Origin of the sequence: Mongoliitalea daihaiensis, assembly GCF_021596945.1 — a bacterium.
In the GTDB taxonomy this organism is placed as follows: domain Bacteria; phylum Bacteroidota; class Bacteroidia; order Cytophagales; family Cyclobacteriaceae; genus Mongoliitalea; species Mongoliitalea daihaiensis.
This window is the reverse complement of record NZ_CP063779.1, coordinates 1,167,386-1,184,313: the sequence shown is the minus strand read 5'-3', so window position 1 is coordinate 1,184,313 and position 16,928 is coordinate 1,167,386. Positions and strand designations below refer to the sequence as shown.

Annotated in this window: 16 protein-coding genes; all 16 read right to left on the bottom strand. The window is 37.8% G+C overall.

What is annotated here, in order from left to right; translation table 11 throughout:
* Positions 1 to 90 precede the first annotated feature (90 nt).
* The 16 genes from IPZ59_RS04860 to IPZ59_RS04785 all read right to left on the bottom strand — a co-directional run bounded on the left by IPZ59_RS04860 (position 91) and on the right by IPZ59_RS04785 (position 16,914).
* On the bottom strand, positions 91 to 522 hold the full coding sequence (locus tag IPZ59_RS04860) for a response regulator (RefSeq protein WP_236138756.1): 432 nt from the start codon (positions 520 to 522) through the stop codon (positions 91 to 93).
* Positions 523 to 565: 43 nt separating this feature from the next.
* Positions 566 to 3,970 (bottom strand): PAS domain S-box protein, encoded by a 3,405-nt coding sequence (locus IPZ59_RS04855; RefSeq protein WP_236138755.1) that lies wholly within the window; start codon positions 3,968 to 3,970, stop codon positions 566 to 568.
* A gap of 458 nt (positions 3,971 to 4,428) precedes the next feature.
* Positions 4,429 to 4,809, bottom strand: a complete 381-nt coding sequence (locus IPZ59_RS04850; RefSeq protein ID WP_236138754.1) for a PH domain-containing protein — start codon at positions 4,807 to 4,809, stop codon at positions 4,429 to 4,431.
* Positions 4,810 to 4,894: 85 nt separating this feature from the next.
* Positions 4,895 to 5,731 (bottom strand): DUF6671 family protein, encoded by an 837-nt coding sequence (locus IPZ59_RS04845; protein ID WP_236138753.1) that lies wholly within the window; start codon positions 5,729 to 5,731, stop codon positions 4,895 to 4,897.
* A gap of 161 nt (positions 5,732 to 5,892) precedes the next feature.
* Positions 5,893 to 6,072 carry a hypothetical protein gene (locus tag IPZ59_RS04840; RefSeq protein ID WP_236138752.1) on the bottom strand — a complete coding sequence of 60 codons (180 nt, stop codon included), beginning with the start codon at positions 6,070 to 6,072 and terminating at the stop codon, positions 5,893 to 5,895.
* Positions 6,073 to 6,144: 72 nt separating this feature from the next.
* Entirely contained in the window at positions 6,145 to 6,975 is an 831-nt protein-coding gene (locus IPZ59_RS04835) for a hypothetical protein (RefSeq protein ID WP_236138751.1), read from the bottom strand.
* A 286-nt stretch (positions 6,976 to 7,261) separates the two neighbouring features.
* Positions 7,262 to 8,383: a 6-bladed beta-propeller gene (locus tag IPZ59_RS04830; protein ID WP_236138750.1), complete on the bottom strand. Its 1,122-nt coding sequence runs from the start codon at positions 8,381 to 8,383 to the stop codon at positions 7,262 to 7,264.
* A gap of 152 nt (positions 8,384 to 8,535) precedes the next feature.
* Positions 8,536 to 8,739: a hypothetical protein gene (locus tag IPZ59_RS04825; RefSeq protein ID WP_236138749.1), complete on the bottom strand. Its 204-nt coding sequence runs from the start codon at positions 8,737 to 8,739 to the stop codon at positions 8,536 to 8,538.
* A 216-nt stretch (positions 8,740 to 8,955) separates the two neighbouring features.
* On the bottom strand, positions 8,956 to 10,305 hold the full coding sequence (locus IPZ59_RS04820; protein WP_236138748.1) for a flavin monoamine oxidase family protein: 1,350 nt from the start codon (positions 10,303 to 10,305) through the stop codon (positions 8,956 to 8,958).
* A gap of 11 nt (positions 10,306 to 10,316) precedes the next feature.
* Positions 10,317 to 10,733 carry a type II toxin-antitoxin system VapC family toxin gene (locus IPZ59_RS04815; protein WP_236138747.1) on the bottom strand — a complete coding sequence of 139 codons (417 nt, stop codon included), beginning with the start codon at positions 10,731 to 10,733 and terminating at the stop codon, positions 10,317 to 10,319.
* Positions 10,730 to 10,987: a DUF6364 family protein gene (locus IPZ59_RS04810; protein ID WP_236138746.1), complete on the bottom strand. Its 258-nt coding sequence runs from the start codon at positions 10,985 to 10,987 to the stop codon at positions 10,730 to 10,732. The genes IPZ59_RS04815 and IPZ59_RS04810 overlap by 4 nt, the downstream gene beginning before the upstream one ends.
* A gap of 301 nt (positions 10,988 to 11,288) precedes the next feature.
* Positions 11,289 to 12,173 (bottom strand): pirin family protein, encoded by an 885-nt coding sequence (locus tag IPZ59_RS04805; protein ID WP_236138745.1) that lies wholly within the window; start codon positions 12,171 to 12,173, stop codon positions 11,289 to 11,291.
* Between the two features lie 58 nt (positions 12,174 to 12,231).
* Positions 12,232 to 13,302: a methyltransferase gene (locus IPZ59_RS04800; RefSeq protein ID WP_236138744.1), complete on the bottom strand. Its 1,071-nt coding sequence runs from the start codon at positions 13,300 to 13,302 to the stop codon at positions 12,232 to 12,234.
* Positions 13,303 to 13,340: 38 nt separating this feature from the next.
* Positions 13,341 to 14,726: a sensor histidine kinase gene (locus IPZ59_RS04795; protein ID WP_236138743.1), complete on the bottom strand. Its 1,386-nt coding sequence runs from the start codon at positions 14,724 to 14,726 to the stop codon at positions 13,341 to 13,343.
* A 336-nt stretch (positions 14,727 to 15,062) separates the two neighbouring features.
* Positions 15,063 to 15,587 carry a hypothetical protein gene (locus IPZ59_RS04790; RefSeq protein ID WP_236138742.1) on the bottom strand — a complete coding sequence of 175 codons (525 nt, stop codon included), beginning with the start codon at positions 15,585 to 15,587 and terminating at the stop codon, positions 15,063 to 15,065.
* A 262-nt stretch (positions 15,588 to 15,849) separates the two neighbouring features.
* Positions 15,850 to 16,914 carry a PDDEXK nuclease domain-containing protein gene (locus IPZ59_RS04785; protein WP_236138741.1) on the bottom strand — a complete coding sequence of 355 codons (1,065 nt, stop codon included), beginning with the start codon at positions 16,912 to 16,914 and terminating at the stop codon, positions 15,850 to 15,852.
* Between the last annotated feature and the right edge of the window lie 14 nt (positions 16,915 to 16,928).

Genomic DNA, 16,928 nt, shown 5'->3' with positions numbered 1-16,928 from the left:
ACTGTTTTCAGACAGTTGGCAGTGAGCTTTGGACCCAAAAATTCACAGTTTTTGAAACCAGCATCTTTTTTTGAACTCGTATGCTTTCGATTACTCCCTAGGAGGAAGTTTGACAATATTGCTCCAATAGGTTTTGAGTGCCTGAGCTAGATTTTCCAGATCATAAATATCATCTGGTTTAACAATGTAAGAACTGGACTGTCCCCTATATGCTCTAATTATATCCTCTTTTCTAGAAGATGTGGAGAGCATCAAAATGGGAATATCTTTGAACGCATCCATTTCCTTAATTCTTTTTAAAGATTCATGACCATCCATAACAGGCATATTGATATCCATCAATATCAAATCAGGAGTTTCTACATTTTCAAATGGCGACAATTTTTGTAAGAAATTGATAGCTTCTTGTCCATTGATGACGTGACTAAAATTACTTAAGAACTCTTGTTCTTCAAGCGCTTCTTTAATTAAAAAAGCATCGTGTTCACTGTCATCTACCAGTAGGATATGTAGTTTTTTCATTATGGTTAAATTGATTCAATAGAATATTTTTTTCGTTCAAACTTCATTTTGCGCTGGCGGAGTATTTCTTTGGTAATGTGAATTTAAATATTGTTCCTTGAGGACTATTAGGCTCATACCAAATTTTTCCCCCATAAGCAGTGACAATCTTTTTACAGCTTGCCAAACCTATGCCTGTGCCACTGTACTCTGAGTTTATATGCAATCGCTTGAATATTTCAAATACTTTATCCTGATGTTCGGATGCGATACCTATACCATTATCTGAAATCATGAATAGCCATTCCTTTTCATCTTCTTCATAAGCAATGGTGATCTCGGGTATTTGTTCTTTTGGCTGGTACTTAATCCCATTTTCAATAAAATTGGTAAAAAGCTGTATGAAAGAACTGAGATCGCCTTTGATCATGGGTAAGTCTGATTTGATAAAATTGATTTTTCGACTTTCTTGGTCATGGGTGTAATTATTAATAACTGAATCTACCAGTTTATTGAGATCAATTGGTTCTTCATCAATTACCCCAGTTTTAGAGAAATCCAAAATATCAGTAATCAGTGATTTCATCCGGTTCGCACTAGTGTATGCATGTTCGATATAAGCGATTGCTTTTTCATCCAATAATTTGCTATATTTTTTCTGGAGGATGGATAGATAGGTGGTGATTCCTCTTAACGGTTCTTTCAAATCATGGGCAGCTATGTATGCAAACTGCTCCAGTTCTTCATTTTTCTGCTCAAGCTGTTGTTGGATTGATTTGATATGACTGATATCTGTAGCAGCAATTAAATATCCCGTGGTTTTGTCCTCTAACTTGATTTCTGTCACAGACAGCAATACTTCTATCGTGGCTCCGTTTCTTTTCTTAAGCGTAAACTCCCTACTTTGGTACCTGCTATCATTGGCTAATGCATATAAAAATTCACTTGTTTCAATATTCTCAGAATCATCCTGAAGTAGCTTTTTTGAGACTTCCTGCCACTCTTTGGCTATGAAAATTATATCTTTTATATGTTGGGCTTTAGCGGTTTGATTTGTGAAGCCTAATAACTTTTCAGTACCACTATTTACGTTAGTGATTTCTCCAGCAATATCGGTTGATATCAATGCCACTTCAGTAGTAGCTTCTATCAATGCCTGATTTTCTGCCAGAAGATTCTTCAGTTTAAATTCAGCTTGCTTTAGCGGTGAAATATCTATGATTTGTGAAATAAAGTATAGTACCTCGTCATTTTCATTCTTTACCATCGACACGGCAAGAATAATATAGACAATATGGCCATCCTTATGAAAATAACGCTTCTCCATTTGGTAATGGTCGCGCTTACCCTCAACCAGTTCATTGAGTAAGCCTAAGTCTATATGTAGGTCATCTGGATGCGTGATATCCTGAAAGGTAAGTTGCATCAACTCCTCTTCTGTATACCCAACAATTTCACATATTTTTCTATTTACCTTTTGCCATTGCCCTTGAGGGCTAATGATGGCCATCCCAACGGCTGCATTTTCAAAGTTACCTCTGAAAGCCTCTTCACTGATTCTGAGTGCTTCTTCTTTTTGTTTTCTCTCAGTGATATCTCGAATATAGCCATGCCAAATAATACTACCATCTGGATTTTTACGTGGTGTAGCATTTCCCTCTACCCATTTGACTTCTCCCGAAGGTAAAACCGTTCGGTAACTACCTTGCCATTGAGTTAAATTTTCTGCGGAATTTTGGATACTGGTCTTTACCTGTTCTAAATCTTCTTGAAAGATGGATTCGAAAACTAAGCTTGCTTCTTTTTCAACTTGACTTGGAGAAATACCATAAATTCTTTTAAGCCCCGAACTTGCATATGGAAAAAACGAAGTGCCATCAGGGTTTAGCTGATATTGATAAATCACTCCTGGTATATGTTCACTGATCAATTCAAACCTATCTAAGACCCTATTTTTGATTTCCTCTGCATTTTTTCTTTTGCTGATATCCTGGTGGGTTCCATACATCATCAGGGGCTTACCATCATCAGTCCATTCCAGTACTTTGCCTCTATCATACACCCATACCCAATGACCATCCTTGTGTTTCATCCGGGTCTCCAATTCATAAAAATATGTTTTCCTTTCAAAACAATCATTGAGTCTTCTTCCGGATTCTACCAAATCCTCTGGGTGCACAAGTGTCTGCCATGTATGTATAGAAGTTGGGGCAAGTTCCTCTAAGCTATAGCCAATTATTCCCGCCGAATTTTCGTCGAACACGGTTTCCCCAGTTTGTACATTCCACTCCCAGGTACCTACATTTGTGCCTTCCAATACTGATTTGTACCTGCGTCTTGCATCTACAAGTTCTTGTACAGGGCGGCCTTCTGGTATGATGTATATCACTTTTCCTTTGTCGTCAAAAATCGGTTTCAGCGTAAAAAGAATAGTAATCGGCGTGTGGTTAGCAATCCAAACCGCGACTTCATATTCAACAGCTTCACCTGCCAGTGCTTTCTGAAAATTAGCTTTAAGCTCTTCCTGTGCTTGTATAGATATCTGCCACCAATAGCAATCCCAAAAGTATTTGCCGATGACATCGCTATGCTTGACCCCTGCCAAATTCACAGCAGTATCATTGACCTCGAGCAAAATTCCATTTGTGTCTAAAAATCCAATAAACGAGATGGTAGAATTAAATATGCCTTTAAATAAAAGCTCCTTCTTTTTGGATTCGGTTATATCTTGAAAACTCCCGAGAATTTTTTCACCTACTCTACGGCCAGAAGACCTTACCCACTTTTGGTTTCCTTTTGCACTATTCAGTATGCACTCAAAGCTAAACGATTTACCATGTTGAATACATTCATTTAAGGAATCTATGACTTTCTGTTGGTAATCAGGATGATAAAATTCAATCCCTTTAACCTTATTGTGGTCAAAACTCAACGGAACTTCATGAATTTTATAAACCAACTCACTCCAGCTTGTTTTCCCGGTTGCTATTTCTAAATCCCAAAACCCAACGCCTGTATCTTGAAGTACTGTTTCAAGCTTAAGCTGTTCCTCCTTTATAAGGGTAACATCTTGATGAATACCTAGCATGCGCAAAGGTTTGCCATAATCGTTGCGTATCGCTTTTCCAAAACAGCGGATCCAAATAGTTCTTCCAGATTTATGGGTATACCGCACCGTTTGATCATAGGGGTAATCTATGTCAGCTAGGTGCTTATAGAAGTTTTCTGTCGCTACCTCCAGGTCATCTTCGTTGATAATATTCTGCCAAGCACTAGGGGAATGGGGCATTTCATCAGGATTATATCCCAAAATATGCCAAAACCTGGCATTCATCCATTCATTCTCAGGGTTTTCAATATCCCAAAACCACATGCCATCAGTACAAACCTCTTGGATAAAGTCAAAAATACTTTCGTCCTTTTTAATCAAATCATACAACTCTTGTTTTAAGTAGTGAGGCTCGTTCATACTTGGATTAGCTTTTAAATGTTAAGATAATAATTTTAAAGCATATGATCTTTTGTGATTTTAAATTAATAAAGATTAACCTATTGAAATGGGATCTAATAGCAAGCACTAGCATTGTACCAAGTACGAAGTACCATAGCCTGTCCCGAGTATCGGGATACCAAGTAGGGATTTAGGTAATAGAAACGACTAATCGTCAGGATACCAACCGTTAAATCGCAGATGGAAGGAGATGGACGTGAACCTCTTTTCAATTGACATTGACTTTGGGCGGTCACTGATCACTAGGTACTAATGATGTACCAAGTACGAAGTACAAAGAACCAAGTAGGGAGGCAGGTAATAGAAACCGGTAGTGCTGTTTCAATGTCAACTGTTAATTTGCTAACTGTTCACCATTCATTGTTCACTGCCAATTGTTAATTGCTCACTGTTCACTTCGCACTGTTCACTGCCCTCTACTTCAAGACATGGAAAGCTAATACTTTCTGAACTTCGTAGACGTTGACGGATTTGTTGAATTGCTTGACGATGCTGGGGTGGGTCTCTGATGAAATCCAAATCTTTAACTCTGCATCCAAATCAAAGGTGCCAGCAGTCTCCACGCTAAACCTGCTGATGGATTTGTACATGATGGACTTATATTCGGTTTTGCTTCCTGTTATTCCTTGTATATCCACCAAAATCAAACGTTTATTGGTAAAAATAAACGTGTCCCGAAGGAGTTTAAATCCAAGATCGATGGTCTCTCCTTCAACCAGTAATTTGCCAAATTTTTTGTTTAATTCCTCCGGGCTGACCATGCCTGCATTTCCCAAGAGTGCTGAAAATAATCCCATAGTGTTTCTTTTTTTCTAATGTTCATACAAAATCCTATAGAGTCAAAACTCCGAAATTGAATCATCATTGAAACGCAAACGCTGACTAGGGGTTGCAATAATCACAATACATGGGATCCTCAAAATCTTTGTTTTCGGGATTAGATTTTTCCTCTTGGTAATTGCAATGCTTACAGGTATAAATTTGAGCTAAAAGCGAGCGAGTAGGTCTTCCGCATAGACTGCAAGGAAGTCCACGAATGTAATCAGAAACGGTAAATCCAGGAGTCTGGCATTGTGGGCAAGCAGAATGAATCAAGGCAAGCATTTTTTCAGCAGCAGCTGCAATCACCTGCATCCGGCTTGGGTTATGCATGGCCCGCATATCTGTTTCGACATAGACGGATGGATGCTGAGATTTCAAGGATTCAAATACCTCAATTAATTGAGCTTCTTCATGAATTCCTTTGACCATGCCATGGAAGTTGTCTTTCGCTGGACGAAGGATGAGTGCATGGGAAGGAAATTGGGCATGCTTGGCAAAGGCTACTAATTCCTCCACAGTGGTAATCTTTCGCGCATCAAAATTGGTAGCTGTACTGAGTTCACGCACGACAAGCTCAAGCTTATTTTTAGAATCAATCAATACCAACAATTCTTCATCTGCTGGAACAAAAAATAGTGTAGGGTGAGGACCAAAGGAACCTTCATTGGCAATGGCCAAGTCGCATCCTGATTGCCGCATTCCTTCCAAACACTTCTGTTTAGCCGCACTCATTGGATCCAAGGTGCGATCAACTTCTCCAGAAAAAGTACCCAGTTGGTCAGTATCAAAACCATTGTCAAGTACACACCTAACACCCAAAGCCTTTTCAAACACAGAAGCAATGACCTGTTCTTTGCCGTGTTTGGTTACGATGAGTAGCTTTCTTCCTTCAAACATAAACTTGGATAAGCGCTAGAAAAGAAATTTGATTTAGTCGTGGAGCATAGTATTCCCAAACTTTTCCAAAGTTGTCAAAAATCTAAATGAAACAGCAATTCTTGGCTAAACTTTGGAAAAGTTGACCTAATTCCCCAAAAATAAAAGAAAATGGCATCAACCTACTCCTCAAAATCACTCCCTTTCAATTGCTGTTTGATCAGTAGCTTGACGTAATGCCTATTTCTACGCTCTTTTTTGGCATCTGCACGCTTATGATTGCGTTTATCTTTGACTATTTTATCCAAATCATTGAGGTCCTCCATTTCTTGGATATCGTTGATGGATGTTCTCTTGGGCATAGCGGGTACTTTTTCTACTAACTTCAGTCGGATTAGAAATGTTGAAATTAGTAGCCTATGTTATGTAAATGCTTAATCTGGTTCTTGATAAAATATGTGTTTTCGAACGACTCCACGATCACTCTTCAATCGTTCATAAACTTTGTCAAAGATCTTGTTTATTTCAAGATAGAATTGATACGAGGTCTTTCGCTTAGTGCTAAACTCAATTCCTCGATGTTCAGGATCTTTGATTAAGAAATCGTATAAGGCCTGTTCCAAATCCTTTGTTTTCAAAGGCTGATTGTCGAGCAAAACCTGATCATCTTCGGTTAAAGAAACAGCAATTGTTTTAATGTCTTTAATCACATCAGAACCCAAAACATCAAACAAACTTGGAATAGCTGGAGAAGCTATGATATAAAACGCATAAAGACTGGATATTCTTAAAAACGCCAATTCAAAATCTACTTCTGATAAATTATCGATGATGCGTTGGGCAACGATACTAGGGGTGATCTCAGCACCAGAATCCTCAGAAATACTTTTAAATGCTTCGTAATGTTGGATAGTGGCTTGCGAAAGTTCTTCCGGAGTCAGCATTTTAAAATAACAAGATCGAAACACCTCTATATCCACAGAACTCAATAGTTGAAAAGTAGTGTCTATGGAGAAGGTTAAATCATTTTCATTGACTATCTTCTGAAAGAGCGCTTTGTAAGCAACTCCAGATTTATCAATTAACAGTCCTCTTTCAATAAAATAGTCTTCCAGTGCCACTAACTCTAGACGTAATTGGTTTGCTTCTTCAAAAGATAGGTTTGCTTCACAAAAAGCAAGTCTTTCCTGAGTTAACAGTGGGGGTATCTGCTGCGCCAACAAACTGCCCGATAACAGAAATAAGAAAAATAAACTGAATTTCATAAATGATACATTTGTTTCAATCCAGATTTAAAGATAGCCTTTTCCAAGTAAGAAGGCCAAATTTAAGTTAAACTTCACTTATTCCACTAGTTTCAAGCTCTTCTTCCAGCTCTTTTTTGGATGGTATAAAAACTTAAATTACGCTCCTGTAGATACGCAATTGGAAAGGAATCTTGATTAGGTAAAATAAAAATCCCTAGCTCATTGGCAAAGATTTTAAATTGATTTTTAAACTAATATGATGTTTCCTTTTAAACCAAAGGAGCACATCTTTTGATTAGGAAAACTAAAACTTGAACTTACAAAACAATAAAACTGGATTATCATTGTTTGTTATGTTTGCAGTTGCTGCTTTAGCCTTTTCAGGGAAATTTGATCGATCGCCCGGCAATTGAGCCGGGTCAATAGCCGCCACAAACCAATCGGCTGTGCAAAAGGTAAACGCCAATGGATTTGTAAAAGTGATGTCATTTTCCAGATTCATAAAGTTGATTAAATAGGTGTTTAGATTTTTCTTGTTTCGAAGTGAAAAATAGGGATTCATTGATTGCAAGAAGTAAAGCAGCTGATGTTCTGAATTTTCCAAAAACAATTGGTTGATAGCGTACTCCACCGTTTTTTCTTCCAATTGATCAGGATTCATTTTTGAGTCAAACTTAAATGCCTTATCGCCATGGTCAATAAACAAATGTGGAATAGGGGTTCCCTGAGCATTGATGGAAAAAATAGTATCATTCAAGTAGCGCCGATAAAGTACTGATCCATCATTTAGTTTTAATAACGGTGACAAAATCAATTGATCAACTATTCTGTTTTGGTAAGGGAAAAAACTTTTAGGAACTTTAAAATTACCATCAGTTGTCAATAAGTTGGACTCCGTTCCACCATTGATAAATACATATCCCTTATCCATGCTTTTTTCAATTCTAAAACCTGCAACCCCGGTTTTTTGGGAGTTGACAAAATTCCCTTCGAAATCAAACCGCAACAGATTTTCAGGATTGTCATAGACGTAAACATAATTCCCGTCAATAAACAAATCAATGGGATTGTTAAACTCTCCTGGTCCATCCCCTTTTTTTCCAATATTTCTTACATGTTTCCCTGAAGAATCAAATACTTTAACAGGTTGAGGACTCAAAGGATCCAAAACAAAAATTCGATCATTATGCAAAGTGACCTTTTCCATTTTCACAATGAGTGATGAAACATTCGTTGCTAAGGGCACTAAAAAATAATCATCCTTGATAAGGTTACTTACCTTCTTTTCAGAACTTTCTGATACAAGGATTTTCCAAGATTCAAGTGCATCCAAGTCTACTTTGCTTTCACTGCTACAGGAGAAAAGAATAGTTGAAGCAAAAAGAAGTGACAGCAGAGGAATAGCTTTATTTATGTTAGTTTTCATAGTAAACAATTATTTTTAATCCTTCAAAAAAAGATTTTGAAGCCAAATTACTTTTTATAATTAGAAGATTTTTAAAATTTTATTGTGCAAACCAAACTTCACTTGTTTGATCAAGATGGTAGGGAAGACTAAACCTCCCTACCAAAAGAAATTTAACAATTTCTTGTCACTTCTCCACAGGAACATGGCATACCATCCCCATTAACTAAACAAGCTTCAAAACTACCTTGAAATAGCCCACAACTTTGTCTTTTCCATAGGCATTGATTCTCAGGTAAAGATTCGTCAGCTCTCACACCTTTATTGAACATCAGGACTGATCCTAAAAAAGCCAGCCCAATAAACAGTTTTTTCATAGTTATTAAACAGTTTGAATTGAATAAAAGCTTTTGGCCAAAAACGACTTCATTTTGAAGCTAAAACTAAATTAAATTAAACATTCAATCCAAACAATGACTAGATAATTAATTATAAAATGTTTTCCTTGGAAGGTTTTTTTTTTTTAAACGGTAATAAATAAGGTCGAATGCAATTGGTATAGTATTTGGCAAAGTGTACTCCTCCTCTCTTAATCACCAAATACTATTAGATGCTTTACCATGGATAATTGCTTCCGCTGCCTGTAAACCTGTCTCTGCAGCTCCATGAACGGATTGATGATGCCCGTTAGTATTCATGGCCTCTCCAGCAAAAAATATTCTATTATCAATAGGAGCAGCGGATAGTTTTCTGGCATTGCCCATACCAACAGTGCTGTAAGAATAGGCGCCTCTAATATAGGGTTGCGTACTCCAATTTTGTACATGCGCTTGAATAAAGCTGGCAGAGGCTTGTCCCTGATACATGCTATCTAAGTCGACGAGTAACTCCTGCACGATCGCATCATCATTCCCAAGGTTAGTCAGATATGCTGCTTGTTTTCCCATGACAAAAGCAAAGAGTACATGTTCTTGGGTATTTTTAGCTACGCTATCATCAATATAAGCAGCACTAATCTTGCCCCCCAAAATATATTTCCCATAAAATTTCTTTGAAAACTTTAGAAATACTTTCATCCCTGCATCCATGCCAATTTTCTGAAAGGCTTCTGTTTTTTCCTTTGGCAAGGGTGGATAAAATTGAATGTCCTTCGACTGAAGAATGGTAATAGGTACCGTGATCAGTAGTTTTTGCACATCAAAGACTTGATTATCCTTGGTCATCACCCGAATATCTTTACCAGAATAATCAATAGAAGCGACAGGAGCATTGAACGTGATCTTGTCCTTGACTTTGGAGGCAATCTCCTGATCAATAAAATCAAAAAATGTTTCCCGAAATCTATAATCCTGCTCTCCTGAAGTCCAAGTTTCAAACTCCTTGTTTGTATAATAAACCGAAAGTCTATCAGCTGCTGCTCCATAATCCCCTGCTATACCTTCAACAATGTCAGCATACTCTTGGCCAAATCCCTTCATGCGGGCAAATGCTGCATAGGAAACATCTGGTAATTGTTTCCCTTGAAAAATATCCAAAGACTTCGGCAATTTGGTCAAGAGTTGATCTCTGAACCAATACTGAGGGGACATGGCGTCTTGGACGATTTTGGTCGATGATTTTTTTATCCATTCGCCAATCAAGTTATTTTTGCCATGCAACCACTGGGCCCCCAAATCCAAAGGATAGTCTGCAAATCCCGATAATTTGGCAAGCCGGCCACCATAGGTATCTGTTGCCTCGAGCAATTGCACATCGACTCCCTTAGCTTTCAAGATATATACAGCATAAAGACCAGCCACCCCTGCACCAATGATTAAAACTTTCTGATCCATGGATTCATTACGCTTGGCATGCATGGATTGTTGAGCTAAAACTTCTGGAGAAAGCAACCCTGTGCCCAAAGAGACTATTCCTGTTTGAATCAGAAAATCACGTCGGTTCATGGGGGAGATATTTACATAAAGCTAGTAAGGTATTCATCTGGACTCATCACTGGTAATTCCGAATCTTTAAAATCCTTACCATTTCTAGTAATGATTACACCAGCTCCTGAATTTAATGCACAAAAATACTGTAAGGCATCTTCAAAATCTCTAAAGTTTGAAGTTAGCGCTTTATCAATTACTTGATTTGTCAAATCTGAGGTTTCGGAAATAACCTTAAACTTTCTGATTTTTTCTTTAACAATTTCAGAGCCTTCAAATCTTGAAAGAATGTAGAAAACTGTGGAATAAGTTAAAGCTGATACAACTATACAAAGTTCTTCTTTGTCTGAAAGCGTCGCAATCTGAGCTATAGATTCATAAAACGGTTCACGTTCACCTAATAAATCAATAACTACATTGGTGTCAAGGAATAATTTGTCCATCATTTGTGCTTTTCCTCTAAAAAATCAAGGTGTGCTTTTTTGTAATCATAATCCAAAGGAACCTTTACTCCAGTTCTCAGACTCTTTACAAAGGGAGAAATCTCTATTTTTTTGCTGGTATCTGAACTGCCTTCAGAAATTAATTTCATCAGATAAGATTCAATCAATCCTGACAAACTCCTGTTTTGTGAAGCGGCATACTCCTTAGCCTTCTCAATCACATGACTATCCAGTTTCAATGTTAGTTTTTTGTCCATAGCAATACCTTTACACGTACAAATATAAAAATTTTGGGCGTACAAATAAAAAAATTGATTTTGGGTATAGTAATAGCCAAATCAAACACCTTTTCTTGAACTCTTAAATTTATTAACGAAGGATGGTCGTTTGCGAGTAAAAAAGATTTCATTTTCTGATTATCGATATCATTCGGTCATCGGTCAATGACCTGTCAACCAATTTCATGAGGAGGCATGCTGACTGAAGACCGTTGACTAAGGTCGATTATCCGCAATACGCGCTATTTTTCATCCACTGGTAATTCCGGATAATCATCTTTCATTTTTTAGGAAAAGAAGGATAAGGTACAAACTCATCCTCTTCACCTTTAATCTTTTCAAATTTCTGATCTATCCATTTTTGTTTGGCTTCAGCAATTAAGGCTTTATCGGATGCAACAAAATTCCAATCAATGAATCGTTGTTCCGGTAGTGGTTCACCTCCAAAAATGTAAATCGTACTATCAGCCTGTATGGTAAACTCACAAAGGGTACTATCCTTGGTCACCAACATTTGCTTGGGTCCGTATTCATTGCCATCACTTTCCACACCGCCTTCCAAAATGTACAAACCCGACTCACCGTACAAATGCTCTCCAATTGTAACTTGCTGACGGGAAGAACTCTTGATTTCCAGCATATACAACTTGCTATACACAGGTACAGGAGACTTGCGGTCAAATGCTTCTCCTGCCACTAATCTAAATTGAATACCATCCTGTTCCCAAGCGGGTATTTCCTCTGCTGTTACATGAAAAAATTCAGGCTCCATTTGCTCCAAGTGCTTGGGCAGTGCAACCCAAATCTGCAAACCATGCATCAAAAGCTCAGAATTACGCAGGTGTTCAGGTGTTCGTTCACTGTGCACGATACCCTTTCCTGCCGTCATCCAATTGACCGCACCGGGATTGATATCGACTTCATTGCCTAAGGTATCCCGATGGGTGATGCTTCCTTCAAACAAAAAGGTGAGTGTGGATAGGCCTATATGGGGATGTGGTAAAATGTCAAAATTGCTTCGCTCATTCAACTTGACAGGTCCCATATGATCAATGTAGATAAATGGTCCTACCATTCGCTTTTGGCGAAAAGGAAGCAGCCTTCCAACCAGAAATTTTCCGATATCAGCTCCGCGTTCTTCTATGATTAAATCGATGTTTGACATGCGTTGTATAGGTTAGTGGTTAATTGTCCATTATTTTACGTGTTTGATTATAAATCTTTTATAATTTTTTCAACACCCACAGCTCGACAACTTCCTCACCTCTCCAATGTTGGTTGCGTTGGGTCTTTTGAGAGGCTTCTTTGACTGACTTTTTAAGGCATCTCTCCAATACAAAACGACCACCTATTAGCAACTCTTGCTCTATTGGATGCTTATCAGTAACTCCGGTGATTTGGGCCAGATTGGAGAAAATAATCAGCAAGTGTCCTTCAGATAATAAGCGTTCATGAGCTCCTGCAAAAAAGTCCGGGAAAAGCTGTTCGTTATAATAAATCGCCTCATCCAATTTATTAGATTCCTTCGAAGTGGGGAGCCAAGGTGGATTGAAGACAATCAACTCTGTTGGCTTTACCCATTTCCCGAATAAATGCCCAAAATCAAGCTCAATTTTCCTGGATAACTTGGTGTCACCCATGGATTCGGTTAAACCGATGATCGCATTGGCATTGATATCCGTCCCAAAAACTTTTTGAAAGCCATGCTGCACCATGAGCAAGGAAAGAATGCCACTTCCAACACCTACATCGATGGCTGATTTTTTTGGACCTTGGTAACGTTTCAGCCAATTATCAAACACGAGCACATGCTCAAACCGGGTAGGAAAATATACCCCATAATACGGGTGGATTTTATTGCGGAGTCCGGGGATTTGAATACCGTTTGTATACCACTGCCAAGCGCTATTGAGCCCCTGAACTTGTGGAAAAGGCAGGTAAAAATCGCTCAATTCAGGATAGAGTTTGGCCAACCATCCTATCTCTGGGGCTTTCTTTACCTGTAATTGATGTTCTTTTATTCTCAGCAAAATGCGATTGGACAAATTTCTGAATTCCGTCCGATATGCTCGCTGTTCGAGAAAGGATTGGTTGGGTAGTGACTTTTTTAGATAGGATGACAATTCTTTGAGCAAATCTAATCCATTGCTATAATATTCCTCTACTAATACCTGTTTACCTGACAGCAAAATTTGGATGGTTTCCTGAATATCGGATTTTCTTGTATAGGAAAGAATCTCATCCCCTTCGTGGATAGGTTCAGGTCTATGGACTTGTAATGGATTAGGAGACATTTTTAAACTTATTTTTTGCCAAACTAAATACTGAGCAGTCAGGCTGTCTTTTCTATAACGGATTCTTTTTTCAAAGGTAGGGTAAAATAAAATGATGAACCTTTCAATTCTTCGCTTTCCACCCAAATCATTCCTCCATGCATTTCAACAAACTCTTTGCACAAGATTAATCCCAATCCGGTTCCATGCTCATTGGCAGTACCAAGAGTGGATTGGCTTGCATCAATCTGAAAGAGCTTTTCAAGCCTATTTTTCCCTATTCCTGTGCCATTATCGGTTACCGAAACCGTGAGTTCATGTTCGTTTTTTGCTACCACTGCCACTGTAATTTCACCCTCCTGCCTAGTAAACTTGATTGCATTGGATATCAGGTTTCTTAAAACGGTGTTTATCATAGCTAAATCTGCGAAAACAGTGGCTTTGGGGGGCAATTTGTCTAATATTACTATTCCTTTTTTGCTAGCGACCTCATCAAACAACGCGATGGTTTCCAGAATAGATTCAATTAAATCGAATCGCTTGGGGTTGAATTCCATCCTGCCAGTTTGAGAGCGAGACCATTCCATAAGATTCATCAGTAAGTTAACCGCCTTTTGGGATGATCGCCGGATAATACCAGCGTATTGTTCAATACTGCTGTAGTCCTTTTGCTTAACCTGTTCAACGAGCAAGTCACTCAAACCCATAATTGCATTGAATGGGCTTCTCAAGTCATGGGCAATAATGGAGAAAAATTTGTCCTTGGTAGCATTCAGTTCCAACAATTGCGCTTGCTGGGCTTTCAATTCGATGTTATTGCGCTCCAGAGCCTTATTTTGCTCTTCGATAACAATTTTTTGCTGGAAATCAGACCAATTATTTCTCCAAAGAATCAACGAAATAAGAAATCCTATCCCAATAAACGTAAGGCCATTTACCCTGTTTGACAACAGTATATCTGGGTCTGACTGGGTGAAAGGAAGTAGAAAAAAGAAGAAACAGTAGGAAGTGACATACATGAACAATGCCTTGATCGGATGAATCAAAAATACAACAGCAACTGTTGTACAGATCACCAAATATGGCGTAATGGCAGGGGTAACCAACTGATCAAATATGGTGATAGCGACGCCAACCAAGATAATTAGCAAAATGAATATATTTATCAATCCTGCTGTAATGTTATCTGGCAGCACTTGATGTTTGCGCCTAAGATAAACCAATAGACCGATGAACAAAGAAAGGATGATTATCAACGTATGTATATACATGATGCCCCAACGCCAGATGAGCTCTGAACCGTCAGATTCGGTCAAACTGAAATAGAAAAATAAAATATGACCTAAACTGATGGGAATTGCAATAAAAGGAATGTAAAAAAAGCGTTTTAAATTTTCTTGTAAAACTTTCCTGTTAATCCGGTTTTTATCCAAGGTTGAAGTCATAAACTGACGGTAAATTAATGTTCATTATTCTCCGGTTTTCATAGGGCGAGTTCTACTAATTGATTTTTGATTAGATTTTTCTTGTCAGTTTTGATTAGCTCAATAAATTCCTTTGTTAAATATACAATTCTTTTTGAATTGGCTATTGCCTCAGCGTTCTAGTTGGGAAGACTAATTAAAAAAAATCAGTTTTCTTAGTATGGTTAATTACGCTCTCAAGCACCTAAAAATGGTAAAACGCATGGTTTCTTCCAAACAATAAGGCAGTAATGAATAGTTAAAAAAAAAGATGCCCTTTCAGGCATCCTTATTCTACATGTTTAAACAAACCTAAACTTATCTTGCAAACAAACCTAAAATCAAATAGGTCGTCAAATCGGTAGTACTGATATCCTGAGTTGGATCGTGGACTACCAAGAAACCTTCATAGTTATTGATTATCTGTTCATAGGATAGGGTTGATTGATGCTCGACCATTGCAGTGCTACCTTGTGGAGTAACCATGGCAGACAACACATTGCTATTAGGTGCCTCATTGTATGGTGTACCATTAGGTGTCGTAGCAGGATCTGCCGCATCGTGGGCATGAATCATGTACATTCTTCCGGACAAAGTATTGTTAAGAGTTACAGTAATTTTTGCCATCCCTCCCGCTTGCTCCTCTACTACCATTCGTGCAGTTAAATTCCTAGGATGCTCCCCAACATAAGCCGTAGCTGCACCAACTAGCTGTCCTTCGTTGAAATTGTACTCAAATGTTTGCATTCTTAACATGGGTGCTTGATCGTCCGAATCATTGCAAGAGAACAAAAGGACCATCATACCCATCAAAGCGAACATCGAAAGTTTTAAATTTTTCATATTGTTTTTTGTTTATTTCTTTGGGGGATATACGAGCACATCCTTTAGCTTGGATTTAGAGGATCAAAAAGTTTTTTAAATTTTTCTCTGGCCAAATATTCTCAACTATTAAATAAACAAAAAAGCCCCTGATTCCTCAGGGGCTAGTAATTATCAGAAGCTTTTTTAAAAATTCAATGAAAAGAGCTATAAATTGCACTATAACGTTAAGGATATGCGTAGTGCGGGCTTCAAGGAACTCGCTTTCGGTCTAGAACAAAGCTTATTCATTGCTCTTACTTTCATCTTTAGCATCCTTCCCCGCATTACGTATAGCCAATGTTAGCATTTGTTTTAATTCTTTCGAGGTTGGTACTTTTCCTTTTAATTGTTTTGGTAGTTCGTGTGTCAGTTTGTATTCTGAAACTCCGATTGGTTTTGTATTGGTTCTCAAACTATATTCTACTTCAATATGGTCTTTGGTAGGACAAAGGATGATTCCGATTGAAGGATTGTCGTCTGGTTGTTTTTCTTGTTCGTCCAATAATTCGAGGTAGAAATTCATTTTCCCTGCAAATTCGGGTTCAAATTCTACTGTTTTCAGTTCTATTGCTACCAAGCACTTTAAAAATCTGTGATAGAAAAGCAAATCAATGAAATATTCTTTTTGGTTGAGTTTCAAGCGATATTGATTACCTATGAAACTAAATCCATAACCGAGTTCCAAAAGTAAATCTCTTATGTTTTCTATAAGTCGGTTTTCCAATTCTCTTTCCAAAACAGGCTTATTTATTCCAAGAAAATCAAGATTGTATTCACTTTTTAAGGCTTCATTAGCTTGTTCCGATAAATGAACAGGAAGTGTGTTTTCAAAATTATGTTGTTTCGGGTTTGCCAAATGGTTTTGGTACGCATTTGCTTTTATTTGGTTCAATAAAACCGACCTACTCCAAGCTAATTTATCGGTTGCAGTTAAGTAATATTTTCTTTCTTCACTGTCTTTAATTTGGTGCATTATCAACAAATTCTGACCCCAAGGAATTTTGGTCGCCAATTCAAAAAGCTCTTGTTCATCTTTATATTCAAGGTAAAACTGTCTCATCCTCCACAAATTTTGAGGAGAATACCCTTTTATTCCGTCAATTTGTTTGTTAATGTCTAATGAAAGTGTGTCAACAATTGATTTGCCCCAATCGTTGACTTCTTGATTTTTAACTATCAGTTTCCCAATCTTAAAGTTCAATCCTATATGGTGTTTATTCAGCGATTTATATGCTTCATATCTCGCAGAATTAATGGTCTGGATTATTTCATTGAAAAAGCTATTATATTGTTCTAAACCGTTCATTTAATGTATCTTAA